The 23676-nt window shown below is 71.5% G+C and carries 24 protein-coding genes; 19 read left to right on the top strand and 5 right to left on the bottom strand.

Annotated elements, in window-relative coordinates; all coding sequences use genetic code 11:
• The first annotated feature begins 267 nt into the window (after window positions 1-267).
• The 5 genes from GXP76_RS07565 (at window position 268) to hemB (ending at window position 6164) form a co-directional block, all read left to right on the top strand.
• On the top strand, window positions 268-1032 hold the full coding sequence (locus tag GXP76_RS07565) for a redox-sensing transcriptional repressor Rex (RefSeq protein ID WP_147874493.1): 765 nt from the start codon (window positions 268-270) through the stop codon (window positions 1030-1032).
• A complete protein-coding gene (locus GXP76_RS07560) occupies window positions 1029-2408 on the top strand; it encodes a glutamyl-tRNA reductase (protein ID WP_242570652.1) in 1380 nt (459 codons plus the stop codon). The genes GXP76_RS07565 and GXP76_RS07560 overlap by 4 nt, the downstream gene beginning before the upstream one ends.
• Entirely contained in the window at window positions 2405-3373 is a 969-nt protein-coding gene (gene hemC / locus GXP76_RS07555; RefSeq protein WP_242570651.1) for a hydroxymethylbilane synthase, read from the top strand. The genes GXP76_RS07560 and hemC overlap by 4 nt, the downstream gene beginning before the upstream one ends.
• Window positions 3370-5025, top strand: coding sequence for a bifunctional uroporphyrinogen-III C-methyltransferase/uroporphyrinogen-III synthase (locus GXP76_RS07550; RefSeq protein WP_242570650.1), 1656 nt, complete (start codon window positions 3370-3372; stop codon window positions 5023-5025). Before hemC ends, GXP76_RS07550 begins: the two co-directional genes overlap by 4 nt.
• 149 nt (window positions 5026-5174) lie before the next feature.
• Window positions 5175-6164, top strand: coding sequence for a porphobilinogen synthase (gene hemB / locus GXP76_RS07545; RefSeq protein ID WP_242570649.1), 990 nt, complete (start codon window positions 5175-5177; stop codon window positions 6162-6164).
• Between the two features lie 24 nt (window positions 6165-6188).
• Here hemB and GXP76_RS07540 read toward each other — a convergent pair whose 3' ends face one another.
• Window positions 6189-6893 (bottom strand): DUF4232 domain-containing protein, encoded by a 705-nt coding sequence (locus GXP76_RS07540; RefSeq protein ID WP_242570648.1) that lies wholly within the window; start codon window positions 6891-6893, stop codon window positions 6189-6191.
• Window positions 6894-6922: 29 nt separating this feature from the next.
• A complete protein-coding gene (locus tag GXP76_RS35555; RefSeq protein ID WP_277993086.1) occupies window positions 6923-7051 on the bottom strand; it encodes a hypothetical protein in 129 nt (42 codons plus the stop codon).
• Between the two features lie 160 nt (window positions 7052-7211).
• Here GXP76_RS35555 and GXP76_RS07535 point away from each other — a divergent pair, with 160 nt between their 5' ends.
• The 13 genes from GXP76_RS07535 (at window position 7212) to GXP76_RS07480 (ending at window position 21678) form a co-directional block, all read left to right on the top strand.
• Window positions 7212-8558, top strand: a complete 1347-nt coding sequence (locus GXP76_RS07535; protein ID WP_242570647.1) for a helix-turn-helix transcriptional regulator — start codon at window positions 7212-7214, stop codon at window positions 8556-8558.
• 13 nt (window positions 8559-8571) lie between these two features.
• Window positions 8572-9102, top strand: coding sequence for a GNAT family N-acetyltransferase (locus GXP76_RS07530; RefSeq protein WP_242570646.1), 531 nt, complete (start codon window positions 8572-8574; stop codon window positions 9100-9102).
• Window positions 9103-9357: 255 nt separating this feature from the next.
• A complete protein-coding gene (locus tag GXP76_RS07525) occupies window positions 9358-10047 on the top strand; it encodes a response regulator transcription factor (protein WP_242570645.1) in 690 nt (229 codons plus the stop codon).
• 519 nt (window positions 10048-10566) lie between these two features.
• A complete protein-coding gene (lanL, locus tag GXP76_RS07520) occupies window positions 10567-13341 on the top strand; it encodes a class IV lanthionine synthetase LanL (protein WP_242570644.1) in 2775 nt (924 codons plus the stop codon).
• Complete coding sequence (locus GXP76_RS07515) at window positions 13338-15275, top strand: S9 family peptidase (RefSeq protein ID WP_242570643.1); 1938 nt, start codon at window positions 13338-13340, stop codon at window positions 15273-15275. Before lanL ends, GXP76_RS07515 begins: the two co-directional genes overlap by 4 nt.
• Before the next feature lie 34 nt (window positions 15276-15309).
• Window positions 15310-15462, top strand: coding sequence for an ALQxL family class IV lanthipeptide (locus GXP76_RS07510; RefSeq protein ID WP_242570642.1), 153 nt, complete (start codon window positions 15310-15312; stop codon window positions 15460-15462).
• A gap of 49 nt (window positions 15463-15511) precedes the next feature.
• Window positions 15512-15664 carry an ALQxL family class IV lanthipeptide gene (locus GXP76_RS07505; protein WP_242570642.1) on the top strand — a complete coding sequence of 51 codons (153 nt, stop codon included), beginning with the start codon at window positions 15512-15514 and terminating at the stop codon, window positions 15662-15664.
• 46 nt (window positions 15665-15710) lie between these two features.
• Window positions 15711-15869 carry a hypothetical protein gene (locus tag GXP76_RS07500; protein ID WP_242570641.1) on the top strand — a complete coding sequence of 53 codons (159 nt, stop codon included), beginning with the start codon at window positions 15711-15713 and terminating at the stop codon, window positions 15867-15869.
• Window positions 15870-15917: 48 nt separating this feature from the next.
• Window positions 15918-16040 carry a hypothetical protein gene (locus tag GXP76_RS35550; RefSeq protein WP_277993085.1) on the top strand — a complete coding sequence of 41 codons (123 nt, stop codon included), beginning with the start codon at window positions 15918-15920 and terminating at the stop codon, window positions 16038-16040.
• A 102-nt stretch (window positions 16041-16142) separates the two neighbouring features.
• The gene (locus tag GXP76_RS07495; protein WP_242570640.1) at window positions 16143-17897 is read left to right on the top strand and encodes an ABC transporter ATP-binding protein; all 1755 of its coding nucleotides are present in this window, start codon (window positions 16143-16145) and stop codon (window positions 17895-17897) included.
• Window positions 17894-19678: an ABC transporter ATP-binding protein gene (locus tag GXP76_RS07490; protein ID WP_242570639.1), complete on the top strand. Its 1785-nt coding sequence runs from the start codon at window positions 17894-17896 to the stop codon at window positions 19676-19678. The genes GXP76_RS07495 and GXP76_RS07490 overlap by 4 nt, the downstream gene beginning before the upstream one ends.
• 39 nt (window positions 19679-19717) lie before the next feature.
• Window positions 19718-20449, top strand: coding sequence for a hypothetical protein (locus GXP76_RS07485; protein WP_242570638.1), 732 nt, complete (start codon window positions 19718-19720; stop codon window positions 20447-20449).
• Window positions 20450-21012: 563 nt separating this feature from the next.
• A complete protein-coding gene (locus GXP76_RS07480; protein ID WP_242570663.1) occupies window positions 21013-21678 on the top strand; it encodes a DUF4232 domain-containing protein in 666 nt (221 codons plus the stop codon).
• Window positions 21679-21680: 2 nt separating this feature from the next.
• Here GXP76_RS07480 and GXP76_RS07475 read toward each other — a convergent pair whose 3' ends face one another.
• The 3 genes from GXP76_RS07475 to GXP76_RS07465 all read right to left on the bottom strand — a co-directional run bounded on the left by GXP76_RS07475 (window position 21681) and on the right by GXP76_RS07465 (window position 23148).
• Window positions 21681-21926: a hypothetical protein gene (locus tag GXP76_RS07475; RefSeq protein ID WP_374360085.1), complete on the bottom strand. Its 246-nt coding sequence runs from the start codon at window positions 21924-21926 to the stop codon at window positions 21681-21683.
• Window positions 21927-22087: 161 nt separating this feature from the next.
• Window positions 22088-22327 (bottom strand): DUF397 domain-containing protein, encoded by a 240-nt coding sequence (locus GXP76_RS07470; protein ID WP_242570637.1) that lies wholly within the window; start codon window positions 22325-22327, stop codon window positions 22088-22090.
• Window positions 22324-23148 carry a helix-turn-helix transcriptional regulator gene (locus tag GXP76_RS07465; protein ID WP_242570636.1) on the bottom strand — a complete coding sequence of 275 codons (825 nt, stop codon included), beginning with the start codon at window positions 23146-23148 and terminating at the stop codon, window positions 22324-22326. The genes GXP76_RS07470 and GXP76_RS07465 overlap by 4 nt, the downstream gene beginning before the upstream one ends.
• A 113-nt stretch (window positions 23149-23261) precedes the next feature.
• Between GXP76_RS07465 and GXP76_RS07460 the strand changes: the two genes are divergently transcribed.
• Window positions 23262-23657 (top strand): ATP-binding protein, encoded by a 396-nt coding sequence (locus GXP76_RS07460; protein ID WP_242570635.1) that lies wholly within the window; start codon window positions 23262-23264, stop codon window positions 23655-23657.
• Window positions 23658-23676 lie beyond the last annotated feature (19 nt).

Below are 23676 nucleotides of genomic sequence, written 5' to 3'. Positions count from 1 at the left end.
GACGACCGGCTCCGGTGGGCGTGGCGAAGCGGTCTCGGGGGCGTGGTCATGAGGAGTTGTACGGTTTTGCCCCCATCATGGGTTCAACGGGCCGGTGCGGTCGAGGGTTCCAAGATCCCTCGTTCGGGTCGCGTGACCCCGGTCACTTCGCACGGACAAAGCGGACACAATCTTTGTGCACGCGTTCACAAAGACATACCCTGCACACGACGGGGCGGTCCTGGGACAAACGGCCGCCTGCAGCCCCGCTCATCCCGCAGGAGCACCGTGGCAACTGGCCGAACTCACCGACCGGCGACCCGTAGCCGAGGAATCCCCGAGGCCACGGTCGCCCGGCTTCCGCTGTATCTGCGGGCGCTCACCGCACTCTCCGAGCGCTCCGTACCCACTGTGTCCTCCGAGGAACTCGCCGTGGCCGCCGGGGTCAACTCCGCGAAGCTGCGCAAGGACTTCTCGTACCTCGGCTCCTACGGAACGCGCGGTGTCGGGTACGACGTGGAGTACCTCGTCTACCAGATCTCCCGCGAACTGGGCCTCACGCAGGACTGGCCCGTCGTCATCGTCGGCATCGGAAACCTCGGCGCCGCGCTCGCCAACTACGGCGGTTTCGCCTCCCGCGGCTTCCGCGTCGCCGCGCTGATCGACGCCGACCCCGAGATGGCCGGCAAGCCGGTCGCCGGGATGCCCGTCCAGCACACGGACGAGCTGGAGCGGATCATCAGCGACAACGGCGTCTCCATCGGGGTCATCGCGACCCCGGCGGGCGGTGCGCAGCAGGTCTGCGAGCGGCTCGTCGCCGCCGGTGTCACCTCGATCCTCAACTTCGCGCCGACCGTGCTGACCGTGCCCGACGGTGTGGACGTACGGAAGGTCGACCTCTCGATCGAGCTCCAGATCCTCGCCTTCCACGAGCAGCGCAAGGCCGGTGAGGAAGCGGCGGCCGCCGAGGCGGGAACGCCGCCGCCGATCCGCTCGACCGGCGCCGGCCGGAAGGGACCCGACGGGGACGTCCCCGCCGTGATGCCGGCATGAGTCTTCTGGTCATCGGTCTGAGCCATCGCAGCGCGCCCGTGAGCGTGCTCGACCGGGCCTCGCTGTCACCGGACAGCCGGATCAAGCTCCTCCAGGACGTGCTCGCCGCCGAACCGGCGACCGAGGCGGCCGTCCTCACGACGTGCAACCGCGTCGAGCTGTACGCGGACGTGGACAAGTTCCACGCGGGCGTCGCCGAGTTGTCCACGCTCCTCGCCCGGCACAGCGGTGTCGGGCTCGACGAGCTGACTCCTTATCTCTACGTGCACTACGAGGACCGCGCCGTCCACCATCTCTTCACGGTGGCCTGCGGACTCGACTCGATGGTCGTCGGCGAGGGCCAGATCCTCGGGCAGATCAAGGACACGCTCGCGCGCGGCCAGGAGCTGCACACCGCGGGCCGCCTCCTCAACGACCTCTTCCAGCAGGCGCTGCGCGTGGGCAAGCGCGCCCACAGCGAGACCGGGATCGACCGCGCCGGGCAGTCGCTCGTCACCTTCGGTCTCGAACAGCTCGCCGCCGGCGCGGACGTCACCACCTGGTCCGAGGGCCGGCGCGCGCTGGTGATCGGCGCCGGGTCGATGTCCTCGCTCGCCGCCGCCACCCTCGCCCGCGCCGGGGTCGCCGAGATCGTCGTCGCCAACCGCACCGCGTCGCGCGCGGACCGGCTGGTGGCCATCCTGAACGAGCCCGGCGGTACGGGAGTCAAGGCCCGCGCCGTCGACATGGGCGCTGTCGACGCGGAGTTGACACGTGCCGACATCGTCGTCTCCTGCACCGGCGCCACCGGGCTCGTCCTGACGGCCGACGCCGTCGAGGCGGCCATGGGCCCCGGCGCCGGGGACCGGGAGATCGAACTCCTCGACCTCGCCATGCCCCGCGACATCGACGCGGCCGTCCACCGCCTCGCCGGCGCCCGGCTGATCGACATCGAGTCCCTGGCCGACGCGTCCGCCGACGCCCCGATGGCCGCCGACGTCGACCAGGTCAAGCGGATCGTCGCCGACGAGGTCGCGGCCTTCGGCGCCGCCCAGCGCGCCGCCCACATCACCCCCACCGTGGTCGCGCTGCGCGCCATGGCCGCCGACGTCGTCACCAACGAGATCACGCGTCTCGAAGGCCGGCTCCCCGGCCTCGACGAGCGGCAGCGCGCCGAGATCACCCAGACCGTGCGCCGTGTCGTCGACAAGCTTCTGCACGCCCCGACCGTGCGGGTCAAGCAACTCGCCGGTGAGCCGGGCGGCGCGGGTTACGCGGACGCGCTGCGCGAACTGTTCGACCTCGACCCGCAGACGGTCGCCGCCGTCAGCCGGGCCGACCGGAGCGAGGCCGCCGCCCGGAACGCGGTCGACCTCAAGAACCGAGGGCGAGTATGACCGACAAGACACTGAGACTCGGGACCAGGCGCAGCAGGCTCGCCATGGCCCAGTCCGGGCAAGTGGCCGACGCCGTCAGAGAGCTGACCGGGCGGCGCGTGGAGCTCGTCGAGATCACGACGTACGGCGACACCTCCCGCGAGCAGCTGTCCCAGATCGGCGGCACCGGCGTCTTCGTCACCGCGCTGCGTGACGCGCTGCTGCGCGGCGACGTCGACTTCGCCGTCCACTCGCTCAAGGACCTGCCGACCGCGCAGCCCGAGGACCTGACGCTCGCCGCCGTACCGCGCCGCGAGGACCCGCGGGACGTGCTGATCGCGCGCGACGGGCTCACCCTCGACCGGCTGCCGCACGGCGCCAGGATCGGTACGGGCTCCCCGCGGCGTACGGCCCAGCTCAACGCGTACGCCCGCAGCCACGGCCTCCTCATAGAGACCGTGCCGATACGCGGGAACATCGACACCCGCATCGGCTACGTGCACGGCGGTGAGCTCGACGGGGTCGTGCTGGCCGCCGCGGGTCTCAACCGACTTGGCAGGACCGGTGAGGTGACCGACTTCCTGTCGGTCGACTCCGTCCTGCCGGCTCCCGGCCAGGGGGCACTCGCCGTCGAATGCGTGGCTTCCGACCCGGAACTCGCCGCCGCACTCGCCGGCCTCGACGATCCGCACACGCGGATCGCCGTCACCGCGGAACGTTCCCTGCTCGCCGCCCTGGAGGCCGGTTGCAGCGCACCTGTGGGTGCGCTGGCCGACCTGCTGGGCGACGGCCAGGACACGCGATTTGTCAACGAACTGCGCCTGCGTGGCGTCGTCGGCACGACCGACGGTTCGACGCTCGTGCAGTTGTCCATCACCGGTCCCGTACCCACGTCGCACGGCGACGCCGTCGCGCTCGGTCGCGAACTCGCGTCCGAGATGCTCGCCAAGGGTGCGGCCGGTCTTATGGGGGAGCGAGCACTTTGAGCCCCATCGCCGACCATCCGGCAGTCCACGCATCAGGGCACGTCACCTTCCTCGGTGCCGGACCCGGGGATCCGGGTCTGCTGACACTCCGCGCCGTCGAGGCGCTCGCGGGGGCGGAGGTACTGATCGCCGAGCCGGATGTGCTCGAAGTCGTACGCGGCCATGCCCGTCCGGGTGTGAGCACGCCTGAGATCACGATTGTTGACGATGCGTCAACAGCCGCCGGTATCCCAGCGATCAGGGATGCCGTCAATCTTGTCATGGAGGCCGCGCGCGGCGGCAAGCGGGTCGTCCGTGCGGTGACCGGGGACCCCGGTCTCGACGGCGACACCGGCGCCGAGATGCTGGCGTGCGCCGCCGCGGGCATTCCCTTCGAGGTCGTGCCCGGTATCGCCGCCGCCGTCGGGGTGCCCGCGTACGCGGGTGTGCCGCTGCGGGACGCCCAGGGCACGGACGTCCGCTTCGTCGACAGCCGTACGGCCGGCGAGCGCTGCTGGACCGAACTCGGCGCCAGCGACGGCACGGTCGTCGTCTCGGCGACGCTCGACACGGTCGCCGCGACCGCCGGTGAGTTCGTCGCCGCGGGCCGCAAGCCCGACACGCCGATGACGGTCACCGTCGCCGGTACGACGACGCGCCAGCGCACCTGGTCCGCGACGCTCGGCACGATCGCGCTCACGCTGAAGCAGGCGAAGGTCCTGCCGTCGGCGTCCGGGCACCAGCCGGTCATAGCCGTGGTCGGGGAGCGCAGCGCGCCCGCGCAGCGCGACCAGCTCGCGTGGTTCGAGTCGAAGCAGCTGTTCGGCTGGAAGGTGCTCGTACCGCGTACGAAGGAGCAGGCCGCCTCGCTCTCCGACCAGCTTCGGTCATACGGCGCCGTACCGCACGAGGTCCCGACCATCGCGGTCGAGCCGCCGCGTACGCCCCAGCAGATGGAGCGCGCGGTCAAGGGTCTCGTCACCGGGCGCTACGAGTGGATCGCCTTCACGTCGGTCAACGCGGTGAAGGCCGTCAGGGAGAAGTTCGAGGAGTACGGGCTCGACGCCCGTGCCTTCGCGGGAATCAAGGTCGCCGCTGTCGGCGAGCAGACCGCCGCCGCGCTGGTCGACTTCGGCGTCAAGCCGGACCTGGTGCCCAGCGGTGAGCAGTCCGCGGCCGGGCTGCTGGACGACTGGCCGCCGTACGACCCGGTCTTCGACCCGATCGACCGGGTGTTCCTGCCGCGCGCCGACATCGCCACGGAGACGCTGGTCGCCGGGCTGATCGAGCTGGGTTGGGAGGTCGACGACGTCACGGCCTACCGGACCGTGCGCGCGTCGCCGCCGCCCGCCGAGACGCGGGAGGCCATCAAGGGCGGCGGCTTCGACGCGGTGATGTTCACCTCGTCGTCCACCGTGCGGAATCTGGTCGGGATCGCGGGCAAGCCGCACAACGTGACCGTCATCGCGTGCATCGGTCCCGCGACCGCCAAGACGGCCGAGGAGCACGGGCTGCGGGTGGACGTGCTGTCGCCGGAGCCCTCGGTGCACAAGCTGGCCGAGGCGCTGGCGGCGTTCGGCGCGGAGCGCCGGGCGGCGGCGCGGGAGGCCGGCGAGACGGTCACCCGGCCGAGCGAGCGGCGGCCGGGGTCGAGGCGGCGGCGCACGACGTAGGAGGTGGGTCCGTCGGGGCCCCCGTCCGCGCGGGCGTAGCGTGGACGGGGTAGGGCCTGTCGTTTGGATCAGGCTGGATCAGCCCAGCCTGATCCAAACGACAGGCCCCAGGTCAGCGACAGCTCTTTCGGACCATGAGGCGACTCACCATGACTGTGTACGGTTCCTTCCCCGGTGCCCGGCCCCGTCGGCTGCGGACGAACCCCGCGATGCGGCGCATGGTCGCCGAGACGCGGCTCCACCCGGCCGATCTGATCCTGCCCGCGTTCGTGCGGGAGGGCGTCACCGAGCCGCTGGCCATCTCGGCCATGCCCGGGGTCGTCCAGCACAGCCTGGACACGCTGCGCAAGGCGGCCGTCGAGGCGGTCGCGGCGGGTGTCTCCGGGATCATGCTGTTCGGCGTGCCGGAGGACGGGAAGAAGGACGCGCTCGGGACGGCCGGGACCGACCCGGAGGGAATCCTCCAGGTGGCGGTCCGGGCGGTGCGCGACGAGGTCGGCGACGATCTGGTGATCATGTCCGACCTGTGTCTGGACGAGTACACCGACCACGGCCACTGCGGGGTGCTCGACTCCGCCGGGCGCGTCGACAACGACGCGACGCTGGAGCGGTACGCGGAGATGGCCCAGGTGCAGGCGGACGCGGGCGTGCACGTCGTGGGCACCAGCGGGATGATGGACGGTCAGGTCGGCGTCGTGCGCGACGCGTTGGACACGATCGGCAAGGAGGACGTGGCCGTCCTGGCGTACGCGGTGAAGTACTCGTCCGCGTTCTACGGCCCGTTCCGCGAGGCGGTCGGCTCGTCGCTGACGGGCGACCGCAAGACGTACCAGCAGGACCCGGCCAACTCCCGTGAGTCCATGCGCGAGTTGGCGCTGGATCTCGAAGAGGGCGCCGACATGGTGATGGTGAAGCCCGCCGGGCCGTATCTGGACGTGCTGGCGAAGGTCGCCGCCGAGGTGGCCGTGCCCGTCGCCGCGTACCAGATCAGTGGTGAGTACGCGATGGTCGAGGCCGCGGCCGAGAAGGGCTGGATCGACCGGGACAAGGCGATCCTGGAGAGCCTGACCGGGATCAAGCGGGCCGGCGCGCAGATGATCCTCACGTACTGGGCGACGGAGGTCGCGCGGGCGCTCTGAGGCGCCCGCGCGTGACCGGAGCGGCTACCAGACCAGGGCGTCGGCCATCGTCGACTGCCAGTAGGAGACCGACGTGCTGTCGGAGATCATCGTCCCTTCCGGGAGGGTGAGGTTCGCGGCGGAGCCCACCGAGCCCTGGTTGTCGCGGCCCGCGAAGTGGACGCTGAGCCTGTACGCCGCGATGTCCGGGGAGCCGTCGCCGCCGAGCGCGATCGAGGCGTAGGCCGACTCGCCGGGCGCGAGGGTGACGACCGCCTGCGGCTTGCTGTCCTCGTTGATCCGCGTGACGGACTGGGCGTCGTCGAAGCCGAGGAGAGGCGCGTAGTAGGCGTCGCAGTTCCGGTCGCCGGTGTTGGTCGCGGTCACCAGCAGGTGGTTGATGGGCCGGGCGACGTCGGTGACGGTGACCTTGGTGTTGGACGCGGTGCAGGTGGTGCGGGCGTCGCTCTTGGCGTCGGAGCCCTTGTCCGCGCTGTCGTTCTTGCTGCTACCGCTGTTCTTGGCGCTGTCCGCGCTCTGGTCGGCTGCGGCGGGCGCCTGCGGCTTGACGGCAGGCTGGGAGTCCCGCTCCTCGGTGGCCGCCGCCGCGGCGGTGGAGTCGGGCTTCGGGGCGGCGCCGACCGCGTCCGACGGCTGGCAGGCGGTGAGGGCGAGCGCGGCCACGAGAGCGGTGGTGGCGGCGGCCATGGCGGTGGAGGCGGTCGCGGAGCGGAATCGAAGGTTGCGCATGAGTCTCTGTCTCCCGTTTGGTGGTGCGGTCAGTGGCTGTTGATGAGCACGAGCAGAACGCTCGTGCAGGCGATGACTACGCAGACGGCGACGCCGTCCACGAGGTTTTCGCGGAGGCGGGTCCGGATCGCTCCTCCTCGTTCGGCGGCTGCTGACATCACCTTGCGGGGCGGCTGGAACCGACCGCAATCGGCAAGGGACAATGAGGGAAGCTGGAACGCTCAGACGTCCCTGACCTGCGGGAACGATGTTTCCCTGGGACGCGTTCCTGGAACGGCCGCGGACCGTGGCGTACCTGTGTGGAGGGGAAGACTGCGAGTGGCGACGACCGAGGCCAAGGCTTTCGCGGAACTGCTCGCAGAGCTGAAGGAGCGCTCCGGACACAGCTACGGCGTGCTCGCGGCGAAGCTCCACGTCAGTACGTCAACACTCCACCGCTACTGCAACGGTGACGCCGTGCCGGCCGACTTCTCGGCCGCGGAGCGGTTCGGCCGGCTGTGCGGGGCCACGGGCGAGGAGTTCGTGGAGCTGCACCGGCGGTGGATCCTCGCGGACGAGGCACGGCGGCGGTCGAGGGCGGCGGGGCCGGCGGCGGCGCCCGTCGAGGCTGCGGCCCCCGGGACCCCAAGTGCCCCCGTTCCGGCCCCGGCTGAGCCCACTGAGCCCGCCGAGTCCGCCGAGTCCACCGAGTCGACGGACGGCGCCGCACCCGAACCGGTCCGGCCCGACGGCGAACCGTCCCGCTCGCGACGCCGGAAGCGTCTGTACGTCACCCTCGCCGCCGCGGCGGTCGTCGTGGCCGTCGCCGTTCCCGCTCTTGTCTTCGGCCCGCTGAACGATCCGTCGACCGACCGTACGCCGACCGCGTCCGGGGTCTCGGACGGCGGGGGGTCGAAGGCGCCCGAGCCGTCCGCCTCCCCCTCCGGATCACCTTCCCCCGACAAGTCGCCCTCGCCGAAGGCCAGTCCCTCGGCCCGCGAGACCGCGAAGGACAAGGAGGGCGGCGGCGACGCCGGAAACGGAAACGGGAAGGGGGAGACCGGCGGCGTGCCCGTGACGGTGAACACCAGACCGTACGCCTTCGAGGACCCGTGCACCCAGCGCTATCTCGTCGACCGCCCCGCGTCCGAGGTCCCCCCGCCCCCCAACGAGCCGGACGCGCCCGGCTGGGTCGCCGCGCTCGGCGCGGTCTCCAGCGGAAGCCAGTTCGTCGAACTGGCCCTCCAGGGCACCGGGAGCGAGACCGTCGTGCTCAACAGCCTGAACGTACGCGTGGTGGGGAGCGAGGCGCCGCTCGCCTGGAACGACTTCGGTACGGGAGTCGGCTGCGGCGGCGGTGTCACGACCAGGGCCTTCACCGTGAACCTGGACGCGGGCCGCCCCGCCGTCGAACCGCAGGGCGGGCAGCGGGACTTCCCCTACAAGGTGAGCGAGTCCGACCCGGAGGTCTTCCAGGTCACCGCGAAAGCCTCGGCCCGCTACGTCAGTTGGTACCTCGAACTGGAGTGGTCCAGCGGCGACCGGGAGGGCACGCTCCGCATCGACGACCACGGGAAGCCGTTCCGTACCAGCGGCGCGCAAGGGCGGCCGTCGTTCGACTACCCGCTCGGGGGCGACTCGAAGTGGGAGACGGCGGCCGTGAACGACCCGGACCAGTATCCGTAGGGAGCCCCCAGCCATGACCGGACTCGGCCCCGTCGCCTGGCCGCCCGCCCCGATCAGCACCGAACGGCTCGTGCTCCGCGAGTCCGAGGCCCGCGACCGTGCGGTGTTCATCGAACTGTTCGCCTCACCGGAGGTGCGCACCTACCTCGGTGGCCCCCGACCGCGTGACGAGCTCGAACGCGCGGTGCCCGAGGTGCCCGGCCGGCGCCCCGGCCTCTTCGTGATCGATCTCGACGGGGCGATGATCGGCACGGTCACGCTCGACCGGCGCGACACGGAGCGCCCGGGGCACGTCCGTCCGGACGCCGGGGAGGCCGAACTCGGCTACCTGTTCCTGCCGGAGGCATGGGGACGCGGGTACGCCGCCGAGGCGTGCGCGGCGGCACTCGACTGGTTCGCCGACGCGTATCCCGGCGAGCCGGTGGTGCTCTGCACCCAGACGGCCAACGCCCCCTCGATGCGTCTCGCGGCGAAGCTGGGCTTCATCGAGGTGGAGCGGTTCGAGGAGTACGGCGCCGAGCAGTGGTTCGGCGTGCGCACCTGACACCTCCGACCGGTGGGACAGCACATCGCTTGTGGGGCGAACAACCGGCACATTCAGGCACCAGCCCGGACTATCGTGCCCCTCGTCGGTCGGCGGGTGAACAAGCAGTCCACGTGCGCCGAAGACCAACGGGGAGGAACGGCGTGCCCACTGTCGGGGATACGGAGCTGGAAGCGCGGCACAGAAGACGGACGGTCCTCGCGAGAGCCGTCGGCACGCCTGCCGCACCCCGAGCGGGGTGTTGGGAGGTGTGTGGTGGTCGTGCGTGTCCTGGTGGTCGATGAACAGGCCCTGTTCCGCGCCGGCATCCGGCACCTCCTGGTGGGCGCGGACGGCTTTGAACTGGTGGGCGAGGTGGAGTCGGCCGAGGGGGTGATGGCCTTGCTCCCGGAGCTGTCTCCCCCGCCCGATGTCGTGCTGATAGAGCCCCGGCTGGAGGGCGGCGAGGGAATGGCCGCCATCCGGGCCCTGCGGTCGGGGCTCGCCCCGGCCCGGAGCGCGGTGAACGGAGCCCGGCGCGGCAGGACCCCACGCATGCTGGCCGTCTCGGTCCGGGACGACGACGACTCGGTGGTGGCGGCGATGCGGGCCGGGGTGAACGGCTACATCACCAAGCGGGCCTCCGAACAGGAGCTGCTGCGCGCCATCGAGATCGTCGCCGAGGGCGGCGCCGTGTTCAGCGCGGGGATCGCGCGGAGGCTGGGCGAGTACTTCTCGGAGCCGTACGCGATGTCCTACCAGTCGGCGTTCCCGCAGCTGACGTTACGCGAGACGCAGGTACTCGACCTGCTCGCGCGCGGCTGGAACAACGGCCGGATCGCCAAAGACCTGGTGCTGACGGAGAAGACCGTCCGCAACTACGTCTCGCAGATCCTCGGCAAGCTGGACGTGCACTACCGGATGGAGGCGATCGTGCGCGCGCGGGAAGCCGGGCTCGGCGTCTGAGGCGTGGACGACGCCGCCTCCGCAACACCCTCCAGAGGTCCGCTCGCCCGGTGGTGAGTTTCCCCCCGGGCCACCCGGCCGCCTGCTCCGGCCCTGTCCTGCGGATCCCGCCGGGCACGTGGTCCCCGGCGCGCACACCTCGCACATGCCGGTAACGCCGGACGGGCCGTAAGCGCCGGCAACGCTCCTGCCTTCGCGCACGTGACGGCCCCACCGCCAGGGCCTGTGGCGCGGCACAGTCACCCGCCACGAGAATGCCGCGACCGCGAGCTGTCCGGCAGGACGCCACCGCGCGGGCGGCTGCCTCAGGTCCGTACACCGATCCCGGCGAAACCGCCGCGCCCGCGATGACGGCACCGGGGCGCATCGCCCGAAAAACCGGGAACGGAACCGGAATCCGGGACTTCCCAGCCGGGACATTTATGGGACAGCCGCCCCAGGAGTCCGGGACACCGGGCTGTCTAGCGTGTGAATCCGCGCCGAGCACCGGTGCGTTCGTTCTCACCGCCGGGAGCCACCGTGAGCAGCCAACCCCAGCACCCCGACCACCTCTACGTTGGCGACTTCCTCGGCGTCAGGGACGAGGTGGTCGCCCTCCACGGGTGGGACCATTCCATGGACGAGATGTGGTGCCACGTCATACCGCCCGGGCACTACTCCCGCCCCCAGGGCTGGAAGATCCACCTCTCGGCGACGCCGAGCTCCGCGGCGACCGTCCTCCAGAACGCCGCCCGTGTGCTGCTGGAACGCGGCGTCGCCTTCAAGTTCGCCAAGGGTGTCGCCCAGCTGCGGCAGTTGCTGTCGGTGCGCTGCAACCGCGGCAGCGGCGGCAAGTTCATCACCGTCTACCCCCAGGACGACCGGCAGTTCGCGGAGCTGGTCGAGGAACTCCACCGGGTCACCGACGGCATGACGGGGCCGAAGATCCTCTCCGACCGCCGCTACCGGCCCGGCAGCCTGGTGCACTACCGCTTCGGCGGCTTCTCCGGACGCCAGCAGATCCTCGACGCCGACGGTTCGTACGTGCCGATGCTGGTCACGCCCGACGGTGGCTGGTTCCAGGACAAGCGCGAGGCGTGGTACGCGCCGGTGCCCTGGGCCCAGTCGCCCCTCGCCGACGAGAACCCGGTACGAGGCGAGAAGGAACGCGGTCAGCAGCAGGTGCTGCTCGACTCCCGGTTCGCCGTCTTCGAGGCGATCCGGCACTCCAACCGCGGCGGGGTCTACCGGGCGAAGGACGGCAACACCGGCCAGAACGTCGTCATCAAGGAGGCCCGCCCCTACGTCGCGGCGGAGTTCGACGGCACCGACGCCCGCGACTATCTGCGCAACGAGCACGAGATCCTGCGGCTCTTCGAGGGAATGGCCATCGCGCCCCGCCCGGTGTCCCTCTTCGAGTACCAGGACCACGTCTTCCTCGCCGAGGAGGAGATCCCCGGGGTGACGCTGCGCGCGTGGGTGGAGCGTCAGATGCGCGACCACCCCGACCACCTCATCTCCGCGGACGCGGTGCTGCCGATGGCCCGGCAGCTGGTCGACCTGGTCGCCGTCGTCCACGACAAGGGCCTGGTCTTCCGCGACCTGACGCCGAACAACGTCATGGTGACCCCCGACGGCGTCCTGGTGCTGATCGACACCGAGTTCGTCACCCGTCCCGGCGAGCTGGTGACCCGGGTGATGACGATGGGGTACGTGGCGCCGGAGGAGATGACGGGCCCGGCGCGCTACCCCGCGCCCGGCCAGGACACCGACCTGTACAGCCTGGGTGCGTCGCTCTTCTACTTGTGCACCGGGATCCACCCGCTGCTGGCCGAGGACGCGTCCCCCGAGCCGCGCCCGCTCGACGACCGCCTGGCGTTCCTGGTGAACGCGGTCGCCGGCAGCAGCCCCACCCTGCGCACCTTCGCACCGCTGGTGCTCGGCCTGCTGCGCCAGGACCCGGAGAAGCGCATCGGGCTGTCGCAAGTACGGGAGTTGCTCACCTCGCTGCCGCGGCGCGACGCCGGTACCAACGCCGATGTCACCGTCGATGTCGATGTCGACGCGTTGGCGTCGGCCCCCGTACGGCTGCCGGCCGACGAGCAGCAGCGTCTGCTGGACGACGCCGTCAGCGAACTCATGGTGGCGATGACGCCCGAGGACGAACGGGCCCTGTGGCCGGCCGTGCCCTACGACGGGCGCCTGTTCGACTCGTTGAGCCTGCAGGCGGGCTGCGCCGGCTCGATCGACGCCCTGCGGCGCACGCTGGCCGTCAAGGACACCGACGGGACCGACGAGGTGCGGCGTGCCCTGCGGACCTCGGTGACCTGGCTGGAGGCCCGGCTCCGCCAGGACCAACGGCTGCTGCCCGGCCTCTTCTTCGGCCGCGCCGGCACCTGCTGGGCGCTGTACGAGGCCGCTGAGGCGCTGGGGGACGAGGACGCCATGCGGCGCGCGGTCCAGCGGGCGAAGCGGCTGCCGGTCGCCTGGGCCAACCCGGACATCACCCACGGCGTGTCGGGCTCCGGCCTCGCCCAGCTCCACCTGTGGCGCCGTACCGGTGACGAGGAGCTGGCCCGGCGGGTGGGGATCTGCGCCGATACGGTGCTGGCCGCCCGCCCGTCCGGCGGGTCGATGCTGTGGCAGCTGCCCGAGTCGCCCAACGACCGCACCGCGACCGGCCCGACCCATCTGGGGTACGCCCACGGGGTCGCCGGCATCTGCACGTTCCTGATGACGGCCGCCCGCGATCTGGACCGGCCCGAACTGCTGGCGACGGCTGTCGAGGGCGGCGACTACCTGCTCTCCGTCGCCCAGGAGCTGGGGGACGGCATCACCTGGCCGGTCCTTCCCCCGGAGCCGGGCGAGGAGCCGCACGACGGGGTGTGCTGGTGGTGCAGCGGCGCGTCCGGCATCGGCACCTTCCTGATCCGGTTGTGGCGGGCCACCGGCGAGGCCAGGTACCGCGAGGCCGCGCACCGGGCGGCGGTGGCCACCCGTGCCGAGAAGTGGTTCCTGTCCGCGAGCCACTGCCACGGCATCGCCGGCAATGCCGAGTTCCTGCTCGACATGGCGGCGGCCACCGGCGAGCAGCGGTACCGCGAATGGGCCGAGGAGTACGCCACCTGCCTGGCCCGGCTGTGCGTCCAGCGCGACGGCCGCCTCGTCCCCATCGACGACGTGTCCCTGAAGACCACCTACAGCTACAACCTCGGGCTGTCCGGCTCGATCGGGTTCCTGCACCGGCTGCGCCACGGTGGCGAACGCTGGTGGATGGTGGACGACTTCGCGCTGGCGCCGGAGGGCGGGCGATGAGCGGTGCGGCGCCCGCCGTGGTGGACCGGTCCCGGCCCCCGGCCTCGCAGTGGGCGGCCCTGACCACCCTCAGATCGCGCTTCGGTTTCCGTTTCTCCGCCACCGGGAACAGGGCGGCGGCCCTGGTCACCGACGGCCGCGGCCGGATGTTCCTGGAGACGTGGGACCTTCGCGGGGGCACCCCGGTCTGCCGCGGGGTGCCCGGCTTCGAGCGGGCCGCGTCCAACGTGATGTCGCAGGGGCAGCCCACCGACATCGTGCCGTTCGACGACGGCTCCGTGCTGGTGCTGGTGGCCCGGCCCGGTTCCCATGATCTGGTGGTCGTGCTGCCCGACGGCGGGGAACGCGCCGTGGGTTCGGTGCCCGGGGACCACGTCACCGCCGCCGGCCTGCCGGACGGCCGGCCCGGCGCGCTGCTCCTGACCCGGGTCGGGAACGACCCGGCCGCCGCCTGCACGGCGTGGAAGCTGACGGGCTCCCCGGCCGGACCGGCCGGCCCGCCGGTGCGGGCCGGGGAACTGCCCGCGCTGCTGCTGCGCGGCGGCGGCTGGCTCGACCCGGCCGGCGAACGGTTCCAGGTCAACGTCCGCGTCGCCGGCCGCGTCCGCCCCGCCGTGTTCCATGTGGGCGACGGCGGCCACGACTTCCTGTACGACGACTCTGAGGGCTCCGACGGCTCCGGTGGCTCCGGTGGCTCCGGTGGCGACACGGTCCTGCTGACCGCGCCCGAGGCCGGCGCGCTGCTGGTGGCCACCGAACGGAACGGCAGGTACGTGCTGCGCGCCGGACCGGCCTCCGGCCCACTGCGAACCCTGCTGGCACCGGAACAGCTGGCCGGCGAGGTCCGCCCGATCGCCCTGCGCGGCGACGGCAGATGGGCGCTGCTGCGCCGCACCAGCGGCCTCTCCTGCGACCTCGCCCTGCTCGACACCCACCGCGACGCCGTCCACCCCCTCGCCGCGCCCGCCGGCCGGGTCCTGGGTCCCGCGGCCTGGCGCGCGCCCGCCGCCACCGACGAGGGTCCACCACGGCTGTGGTGCCTGTCGGTCGGAGCCGACACGCCCGCGCGGCTGATGGGCGCCACCGTCTCCGGGGCGGGTGAGGCGCGGTGGGTGGAGGCCGACGACGGCACCCCGGCCGGCCGGTGGCCCTGGGCGCCCGGCCACGTGGAGACCTTCCCCGGCCCGGCAGAAGATGTCGAGGCCCTGGTCTGCGGCCACGAGGACTGGCGCACCGCCAAGCACGTCGTGCTGGCCCTTCACGGCGGGCCGGCCGGCATGTGGCGGCTCAAGTTCCACCAGCTGTTCCAGGTCTTCGCCGACGCGGGCGTCACCGTCATCGCGCCCAACCCGCGCGGCAGCATCGGCTACGGGCAGGCGTTCCACGAACACGTGGTCAACGCCTGGGGCGGCCCCGACCTGGCCGACGTCCTGCATCTGGCCACTCACATCCGTGACCACCGGCCCGCGGACCGGGAACCGCCGGCGCTCTACGGGCACAGCTACGGCGCGTTCCTCGCGCTGCTGGCGGCCTGCGCCGAGCCCGAACTGTGGTCGAGGGTGGTGGCCGTCGCACCGTTCCTGTCCGGCGAGTCCCTGTACCAGGAGGCCACGTCACCGGTCCGCGCCATGATCGACCGGCTCGGCGGCCGACGACGGGTGGTCGACGAGCACGGCCCGCGCGACCTCGCCGAACCCGGCCGACTGCCCCGGCTGCGCGCGCCGTTGCTGATCCTCCACGGCGACGGGGACGACGTCGTCCCCGCCGGCCAGTCCCGCGCGCTGGCGCGGCGGCTCGCCGACCTGGGCGCGGTGCCCGGCGTGGACTTCCACCATCACGAAGTGAGCGGCGCGGGGCACACCCCGCTGGACGGCTCCCAGAGCCTCCACCTGGCCATGGCGCGGTTCTTGGCCGCGGGCGGGTGGAGTCCGTGACGACGACGAGTGCGGAGGGGAGGTGAGAGACACCATGACATTGGATCTGGAGGCGCTTCAGGAGTTGCGGGCCACGGAGGAGAGCGGTGGTCTGGCCGACTGTTGCCCGTTGCCCAACTGGCTGTATCCGACGAGCTGCTGCGAGCTGACCGTGATCACCTGTTTCGGCTGCACGTTCACGGGCTGACGCGTCGTCACGAAGTCCCGACGAGTGCGGAGGGGAGGTGAGAGACACCATGACATTGGATCTGGAGGCGCTTCAGGAGTTGCGGGCCACGGAGGAGAGCGGTGGTCTGGCCGACTGTTGCCCGTTGCCCAACTGGCTGTACCCCACGAGCTGCTGCGAGCTGACCGTGATCACCTGTTTCGGCTGCACGTTCACGGGCTGACGCATCGTCACGAAGTCCCGACGAGCATGGAGAGGAGGTGACTCCCATGACACTTTCCGTGGACGCGCTCCAAGAGTTCGCTTCGACGGAGGAGGCAACTCTGGGCGCGATGGACTGCTGCTGGAACTCGCTCACCGAGAACTGCCCCATCTTCGGCACCAGCGGCCTGACGTCCTGCCACAGCTGCACCAATACCAACGGCTGACGGCGCGGCCGCCGGCCGCCTGTCGCTGAAGAGAGGAAAAAGAAGAACGTGGCCATTGACGTCGAGCTGCTCCAGCAGCTGCCGGAACCCGAGGAAGCCGCGAACTCGGAGTTGGGCTGTTGCGGATTCGGCAGCGTGCTGACCTGCCCCGCTTACACCTTCGATTTCTGATTCGAAGGCGGCCCCGGCGGCTCGGCAGAGCCGTCGGGGCCGGCAGGTCGGCCCCTCGGCAGGTCGGACCTGCCGGCACGACACCGTGAAGTGAGGACTCCCATGCAGCAGCGCGATCGGCTCCTGTGGCAGGTGGCGAGATCGACCGGCGGCTGGACATCGCTGTTCCTGGCGGCGGCCCTGCTCGACGCCGCCGCCTCCCTGGCCATGCCGGTGGCGCTGGCCGCCGCGATCGACGCCGCGCTCGGCGGTGATTCGACCGGCCCCGCCCTGGTCTGGCTGGTCGGCCTGCTGGCGGTCTCCACCCTGGCTCAGCTCACGGCCGAGCTGGTCGAGGCCACCACGGCGGCGCGGGCCACGGGGCGGCTGCGCCACCGGGCACTGGGCCACCTGTTCGCCCTCGACCTCGGCGGACAGCGGCGGTTCGCCGAGGGCGACCTGCTGAACCGGCTGCTGCAGGGCACCGCCGAGACCGCCAAGGTCGGTCCCTCCATGGCCGGAGCCGTCGTCTCCCTGCTCACCTCGATCGCCGGGATCGTCGCACTGCTGCTGATCGACCCGCTTGCCGGCCTGGTCTTCCTGCTGGGCGCCCCGGTCGTGTGGCGGCTGGCCCGGGGATTCCTCGGCAGCTCGACCGAGCTGACCGAGCGTTACCAAACCGCTTACAGCGGCCTCGCCACCCGTTTCGTGGACGCGATGAGCGGGGTGCGCACCATCCGCGCCAGCGGCACGGCCGATCGCGAGGCCCGCCGCGTACTCGTCCCGCTGCGCGACCTGCGCCGCTACGGCGAGGCGCTCTGGAACGCCCAGCGGGACGTGGGCTGGAAGCTCGCCGTGCTGGTGGCCGTCCTCCAGGTCAGCGTCCTGGCGACCGCCGGGCACGGGGTGATCGCCGGACGGGTCAGCCCCGGCGAGCTGATAGCGCTCAACACCTATCTGGGCTACGCCTTCGGCGTCTTCCGGCAGGTCGGCACCCTCGCGCACCTGGGCAGGGCGCGCGGCTCGGCGGCCGGTATCAGCGAGGTGCTGCACACCCCGGCGCCCGCCGGCGCCACCGGCCCGCCGCTGCCCGCCGGTACGGGCGCCGTGAGCCTGCGCGGGGTGCGCGTGTCCGACGGCGACCGCGCGCTGCTCGACGGCGTCGACCTCGACATTCCGGCGGGCGCCACCGTCGCCGTCGTCGGCGGCTCGGGCGGGGGCAAGTCGACGCTGGCCGCGGTCGTCGGCGGGCTGTGGCAGCCCGACGCCGGTGCGGTGACCATCGACGGCATGTCGCTGTGGCAGGCCGACCAGCGGTCGGTACGGGACGCCGTGGCCCACGCCTTCGAACGGCCGGTGCTGCTCGGCGAAACCGTCGCCGACGCGGTCGCCTACGGCGACCGGCCGGTGGCGCCGGACGCGTTGCGCGAGGCGCTGCGCGACAGCCGCGCCGAGTCGTTCGTCGAACGGCTGCCGCTCGGCCGGGCCACGCCCGTCGCCGGACTGCGGCTCTCCGGCGGTGAACTCCAGCGCCTGGGCCTGGCCCGCGCTCTGTGCCGGGACGCCAGGATCCTGGTGCTGGACGACACCACGTCGAGCCTGGACACCGTCACCGAGCGGGAGGTCTCCCTGGCCATGGACCGCGCGGCGCGGCACCGCACCCGGCTGGTCGTCACCCACCGCGCCGCCACCGTGCGCCGCGCCGACCTGGTGGTGTGGGTGGAGGACAACGGAATCCGGGCCACGGGCAGCCACGAGACGCTCGCCGCCGACCCGGACTACCGCGCTCTCTTCCAGCAGCCGCGGGGCGACGCCGCCGAATACGTCGCCGAAGACATCCCGCTGGTGGCGCGGCCCCGAACGATGGAGCAGGCATGACGGTGACAGCCAACACCGAGCCCAGCGGCTGGGCGCTGCTGCGCCCCGCCCTCGCCGGGCAGCGCCGCTCCCTGCTGGTACTGGCCTCCTGGTCCGTCCTTGAGGCGGCCCCGGTCCTGCTGTCGGGCCAGCTCGTCGCCGCCGCGCTCGACCGCGGTTTCCTGGCCGGTGAGCTGGCCGCGGGACTGGCGTTCCTCATGCTGTACGGCACGGCCATGGTGCTGGGCGCCTGGGCCGCGCGGAACGCCATCACCCCGCTCGCCGCCATCGTGGAGGCCGCCCGCGACGCGTTGGTCCGCGCCGTCGTCCAGGCGCGGCTCGCCCACGCCGCCCAGGGCAGCGGCCCCGTGGACACCAGCACGGTCGCCCGGCTGACGCGGCAGACCGAGGGCGTGCGGCAGATCCTGGCGGCACTGCTGATGATGGCCCGGACCGTGGTGTTCTCGCTCGGCGCCGCGCTCGCCGGCCTGGCCACGCTCCTCCCGGAGATGGCCGGCGTGACGCTGGGCTGCCTCGCCGCCGCGGGCGCGCTGCTGGCGCTGCTGTCGGTGCTCTTCCGGAAGCGTTACCGCGAGGCGCTGCTGGCCGAGGAGCGGCTGGCGGGGAGCGCGGGCCACGCCGTGTCCGGCCTGCGGGACATATTGGCGTGCGGCGGCGCGGACACGGCGACCCGGCGCGTCGGGCACGACGTGGACGCCAACGCGGCCGCCTCCATAGCGGCCGCCCGCGTCGGGGCCTGCCGGATCGGGGTGGTGGTGATCGGTGCCCGTGTCCCGCTGATCGCGACCCTGGTCATGGCACCGTCGCTGTTGCGCAGCGGCGCCGTCACCCCGGGGCAGATCCTCGGCGCCGTCACCTATCTGATCTCCGGGCTGGAACCCGCGCTGCGGCTGTTCGCGCAGAGCCTGGGCAACATGGGGGTCCAACTCCAGGTCCTGCTGCGACGGCTCGCGCAACACACGGCCCGGCCACCCGAATCGCCCGGCCCGCCGGACGCCGCCGCACCCGGCCGCGACCACGTCCCCTCCCTCTCCCTGCGCGGCGTCACCTTCGCCTACGGCCCGCACTCGGCGCCGATCGTCGACGACCTCGATCTCGACGTCCCGTACGGCGACCACCTGGCGATCGTGGGACCCAGCGGCATCGGCAAGTCGACGGTGGCCAACCTGATGGCCGGCCTGGAGCCCTGCCGACGCGGTGACGTCATGCTCGGCGGCATCCGGCTCGGGGCGTCGGCGGGTCCGTGGCTGCGGGAGGCCGTCGCGCTCGTCCCGCAGGAGTCCTACGTCTTCGCCGGGACACTGCGGGAGAACCTCGCCTACCTCGCCCCCGAGGTGTCCGACGACGAGTTGGCGAGGGCCGCCGACCTGGTCGGTCTGGCGCCGGTGGTCAAACGGCTCGGCGGGCTCGACGCGCCGATGGAACAGACCGCTGCCCTGTCCGAGGGGGAACGCCAACTGATCACGCTCGTACGGGCGTACGTCTCGCCGGCGCGACTGGTGATCCTCGACGAGGCCACCTGCCACCTGGATCCGGCGGCCGAACGACGCGCGGAGGAGGCGTTCGCCGACCGCCCCGGCACCCTGGTCATCATCGCGCACCGGATCAGCTCCGCGATGCGGGCCCGCCGGATTCTCGTGCTGGACGGGAGTTCCGTACGGATCGGTGACCACCACGCGCTGCTGCGCGATTCGCCGCTCTACGCCGACCTGGCCAACACCTGGGCCGCCGTCCCGGAGAGTGCGGATCTCGCGTCCGGCCGGGACGGGGCGGGCGTTTAATCGGATGTGCGTGCGGCGCTGGGTTGTTAGGTTCACCGTGTGCCGAAGCTGAATCAGATCATCGCAGTCGAAAAGGGCGTCAAGTCCAAGGCCCTCCAGGAGCTCACCCAGGCTCACCAGGACGTGCAGAAGCCCGCCCTGCTGGCCGGCATCTCCCGGACCTACCAGCCCAAGGACGAGGAGGGCGAGCAGCTGCCGCCCGAGTCCACCCGGGTGCAGATCAAGGCCGAGGACGCCCTGCGGGCGACCGCCGGGACGCTGACGCGGCTCTTCGACGTGACCGCGACGAAGGACTGGGCGAACCGGTCCGCGGTCGCGGACGTGGTGGTCGACGGTACGGCGCTGCTGTCCCAGGTGCCCGTCCCGTACCTGCTGTTCCTGGAGAAGCAACTCACCGACCTGCACACCTTCGTGCGCAAGCTGCCGGTGCTCGACGCCTCCGAGTCGTGGAACCTGGACCCCTCGACGGACTCGTGGAAGACGGACCCGGTGCGGACCATCCGCACCAAGAAGGTTCCGCGCAACCACGTGAAGGCCGAGGCCACGGAGAAGCACCCGGCGCAGGTGGAGGTGTACTACGAGGACGTCCCGGTCGGCTACTGGACCACGGTGAAGTTCTCCGGCGCGCTGCCCGCCCGGCGGGTCAACGAGCTCCTCGAACGCGTCGAGAAGCTCCAGCAGGCAGTCAAGTTCGCCCGCGAGGAGGCGAACAACACCGAGGTCACCGACCAGCGGGTCGGCGACGCGGTATTCGGCTACCTCTTCCGGTAGCCCCCACATACGCCCTCCGTCGCGAGCGGAGGGTGCGCGATGAGCGCAAGCTGAAACTGATGTTGAAGCTGATATGGGGTGTCAGTTGGGGGTTCGAATCCCTCTCCCCGCACCACGTGCGGGGGTGGCCCAAGCCTGGCAGAGGCGGCCCCGTGAAACTCAGATTCTCGCTCCAGTCTCAGTATTCGCCGCCGAACACCGGATCGACCGAGCGTGGGCGAACATCGACGGATGGGGGTTCAAGTCCCTCCGGCGCCTCTCTCGTGGCGCTGTAGTTCAAAGGCAGAACACGTCGATCTCAACGTGACCCGCGGTTCTTAAACGCCGTCGGTGTGCGCAAATGGGTGGCAAGCTGGAGCCCGGGAGCTGGACATGCTCCCGGGCTCCGTCACGTTCCGGCCGCGGCCTTGAGCTGCGGCTGTTGCACATCCAATGCCGTTTTCATGGAACGCATTCGCTGAGACGGAACCCGGACATCCGCAGGATCATTTGAGGATCTGCCCGCCCCTAGTGTCGTCGGAGTCAGCGGGGAACACCCCAACCGACAGCCACTGGAGATCATGATGCGCTCGCGTCTCGCCACCCGTTCCGCCCGTCTCTTCCTGGCCGCCGCGGCCGTGACGGCGCTGGCCGCCACCACCACCGCGTGCGGGCCCGAAGAGGTCGCGGAGTCCGGCAGTTCGGCGAACCCGTCGGCCGCCGCCTCGGAGGGGAGCGACAAGGCCTCCGGCGACAAGTCGTCGACCGGTGGCTCCGACTCCTCGGACTCCGGTGGCTCCAGCGACAAGGGCGAGTCCGCCGACGACGGGAAGAGCGGCTACGGGCAGGCCTGCGGCACCAACGACCTGGACTTCACGGTCACTTCGGAGTCCCAGGCCGGCGGCTACTACCTCGTCACCGCCAAGGCCAAGTCCGGGATCACGTGCACCCTGGAGGTCAACACCCCCACGGTGTCCTTCGGTTCCGACGCGGACGGCGTCGCCTCCCCGGTCGGACAGGGTGGCGAGAAGCCGATCAAGCTCACCGGCTCCGCCGTCGCGTACACCGGCATCAACCCCAAGACCACCGACGTCGACGGTGGCGTGGAGTTCGAGAACGTCATCATCGGCACGACCGAGGACGACCCCAACCCCGCCGAACTCAAGCTGCCCGAGCCCGCCGTCGTCGACAAGCCGATCGTCACCAACTGGTCCACGAACCAGTCCGAGACCGTCCCGGTCATCGTCTGACGCTAAGCGGTGTCGGCGGCCTCGGGAGCTTCGGCCGCCTCCGGCGCCTCGGGCGCGTCAGGCGCCTCCGCGCCTTCGATCATGTGCGTCTCGCCCAGGATCGTGGCGTGTTCCAGTACATCCTCGGCCGGGTCGTCGATCTGGCCGATCGAGAGCAGCGTGAAGCCGCCGTTGTGCGAGTTCGTATGGGTCTCGTCCGCGGCGGCGCCGGTGGCCGGGAGTACGGCGGCCAGCACCGTCGCGCCCAAGACGGTAAGAGTGCGTGTGGCTTTCATCTCTGGTGGTACCCCGTCCGATCGTCGTCGTGCTCATGGTCCGGTCTGTCTATGGCGCAGACCGGGGGCGGAAGTCACGGCTGACGGCGAGTGTCGGGGGGGGATTCACTTGACCGGCGCAGTTGGCGCGACGGTCAGCGGACGACGTCCGCGGTGAAGGCCGCCCAGGCGGCGGGGGCAAGGGTGAGTACCGGGCCTCCCGAGACCTTGGAGTCCCGGACGTGCACGGCGGCGGGGTGCGCGGCGACCTCGACGCAATCGCCGCCCTCATCGCCGCTGTAGCTCGACTTGCGCCAGTGGTAGGCGACTTCGAGGCAGTCGCCGCCCTCGCTCCCGCTGTAGCTGGACTTGAACCACTCCAGTGCGGTGTTCATTGCTCTCCTAGCAGCCGGTCCAACAGGCCTTTCGTCTCTTCGGGGTTGAGGGCCTGCGTCCGCAGCATGGCATATTTGCGCGCCAGGATGCTGACCTCGTCCGGGTCCTCGACAAAGAGGCTGCCCCGCTGGGTCTCGGCATAGGCGAGATGCTGATGATCGGGTGTCTCCAGCAGGACGAACGGTCCGTCGAGTCCCGCGTGAGTGGTCCGGCCGAACGGCATGATCTGGAGCGTCAAGCCCGGTAGATCGGCGCTCTCCCGGAGCTGGCGGAGCTGTTCCGCGTACACGGCCGGGGAGCCGAGCCGGTCCTTGAGGACGCCTTCGCCGATCAGGAAGCTGCACGTCGGCGGGACTTTGCGGTGCAGGATGTGCTGGCGCTCGATGCGCCCCGCGACGCGGGTGTTGATCTCGTCCTCGCTGAACGCGGGCACCCTGCTGCGGAAGACCGCCCGCGCGTAGTTCTCGGTCTGGAGCAGACCGGGCACCACCTGGTTCTGGTACGACGAGATCGCGATGGCCTCCTGCTCCTGGTCGATGAACGCCGCCGCCCACGTCGGGTACCGGTCGATCTCCGGCATGTTCTCCACCGCCGTCTCCAACGCCCCCTTGGTCGAAAGCACTTGATCCAGCAGGATCGCCAGATCAGGCTTGAGCAGGCGCCGCCCCTGCTCCACCGACGCGATCGTCTCCGTGTGTACGCAGGCGCGCTCCGCGAGCTGGCGTTGGGTCAGGCCCGCCGCCTCACGGAAGAGGGCGACCAGCGCGCCCACGAGCTTCATCGCCGACGCGTTCTTCCGCTGCCGCTTTCTGGTGTGCATGTCCGACCAACTCCCCGTTCCCGTGCGTACGTCACGCCCGCACCGCCCGTACAAAATCTCTGTACGGGCATGCGCACTGCATCAGCGTAATCACAGGCAGTGACAATCGCCCCGTGAATGAGACGAATCCACCCCCCGCCCCGCGCGAGCGCTTCTACCGCCGCGAACGCCGATCCGTGCCCGCCGCCAGGCAGTTCGTACGGGAGGCGGTGACGGACTGGGCGCTCGGCGGCCGGCTCGACGACGTCTTGCTGTGCGTGAGCGAGCTGGCGACCAACGCCCTGGTGCACGGAGTTCCTCCGGGGCGCGGCTACCGGCTGAGTCTGTCGCTGCTCGCGGACGGGGTACTCCGTGTCGAGGTGCACGACAGCGGCGACGGGCGGCCGAGTGTCCGTGAGCCGTATGGGGAGTCGGGGCGCGGGCTCATGCTCGTCGCGGCGCTCGCCGACAAGTGGGGTGTGGGGGAGCGTGACCCCGGCAAGGTCGTGTGGTGCGAGTTCGTGGTCTGAGCGGTCTCCGCCCGTGGCC

The sequence above is a fragment of the Streptomyces sp. NP-1717 genome (genome assembly GCF_022695985.1).
Lineage (GTDB): Bacteria > Actinomycetota > Actinomycetes > Streptomycetales > Streptomycetaceae > Streptomyces.
This window is presented reverse-complemented; position numbering and strand designations above follow the sequence as displayed.

Coding starts and splice junctions, on each gene's coding strand:
- GXP76_RS07560 (WP_242570652.1), top strand. CDS start 1,029: ATGAGTCTTCTGGTCATCGGTCTGAGCCATCGCAGCGCGCCCGTGAGC.
- hemC (WP_242570651.1), top strand. CDS start 2,405: ATGACCGACAAGACACTGAGACTCGGGACCAGGCGCAGCAGGCTCGCC.
- hemB (WP_242570649.1), top strand. CDS start 5,175: ATGACTGTGTACGGTTCCTTCCCCGGTGCCCGGCCCCGTCGGCTGCGG.
- GXP76_RS07540 (WP_242570648.1), bottom strand. CDS start 6,893: ATGCGCAACCTTCGATTCCGCTCCGCGACCGCCTCCACCGCCATGGCC.
- GXP76_RS35555 (WP_277993086.1), bottom strand. CDS start 7,051: ATGTCAGCAGCCGCCGAACGAGGAGGAGCGATCCGGACCCGCCTCCGC.
- GXP76_RS07530 (WP_242570646.1), top strand. CDS start 8,572: ATGACCGGACTCGGCCCCGTCGCCTGGCCGCCCGCCCCGATCAGCACC.
- GXP76_RS07515 (WP_242570643.1), top strand. CDS start 13,338: ATGAGCGGTGCGGCGCCCGCCGTGGTGGACCGGTCCCGGCCCCCGGCC.
- GXP76_RS07510 (WP_242570642.1), top strand. CDS start 15,310: ATGACATTGGATCTGGAGGCGCTTCAGGAGTTGCGGGCCACGGAGGAG.
- GXP76_RS07505 (WP_242570642.1), top strand. CDS start 15,512: ATGACATTGGATCTGGAGGCGCTTCAGGAGTTGCGGGCCACGGAGGAG.
- GXP76_RS07500 (WP_242570641.1), top strand. CDS start 15,711: ATGACACTTTCCGTGGACGCGCTCCAAGAGTTCGCTTCGACGGAGGAG.
- GXP76_RS07495 (WP_242570640.1), top strand. CDS start 16,143: ATGCAGCAGCGCGATCGGCTCCTGTGGCAGGTGGCGAGATCGACCGGC.
- GXP76_RS07490 (WP_242570639.1), top strand. CDS start 17,894: ATGACGGTGACAGCCAACACCGAGCCCAGCGGCTGGGCGCTGCTGCGC.
- GXP76_RS07480 (WP_242570663.1), top strand. CDS start 21,013: ATGCGCTCGCGTCTCGCCACCCGTTCCGCCCGTCTCTTCCTGGCCGCC.
- GXP76_RS07470 (WP_242570637.1), bottom strand. CDS start 22,327: ATGAACACCGCACTGGAGTGGTTCAAGTCCAGCTACAGCGGGAGCGAG.
- GXP76_RS07465 (WP_242570636.1), bottom strand. CDS start 23,148: ATGCACACCAGAAAGCGGCAGCGGAAGAACGCGTCGGCGATGAAGCTC.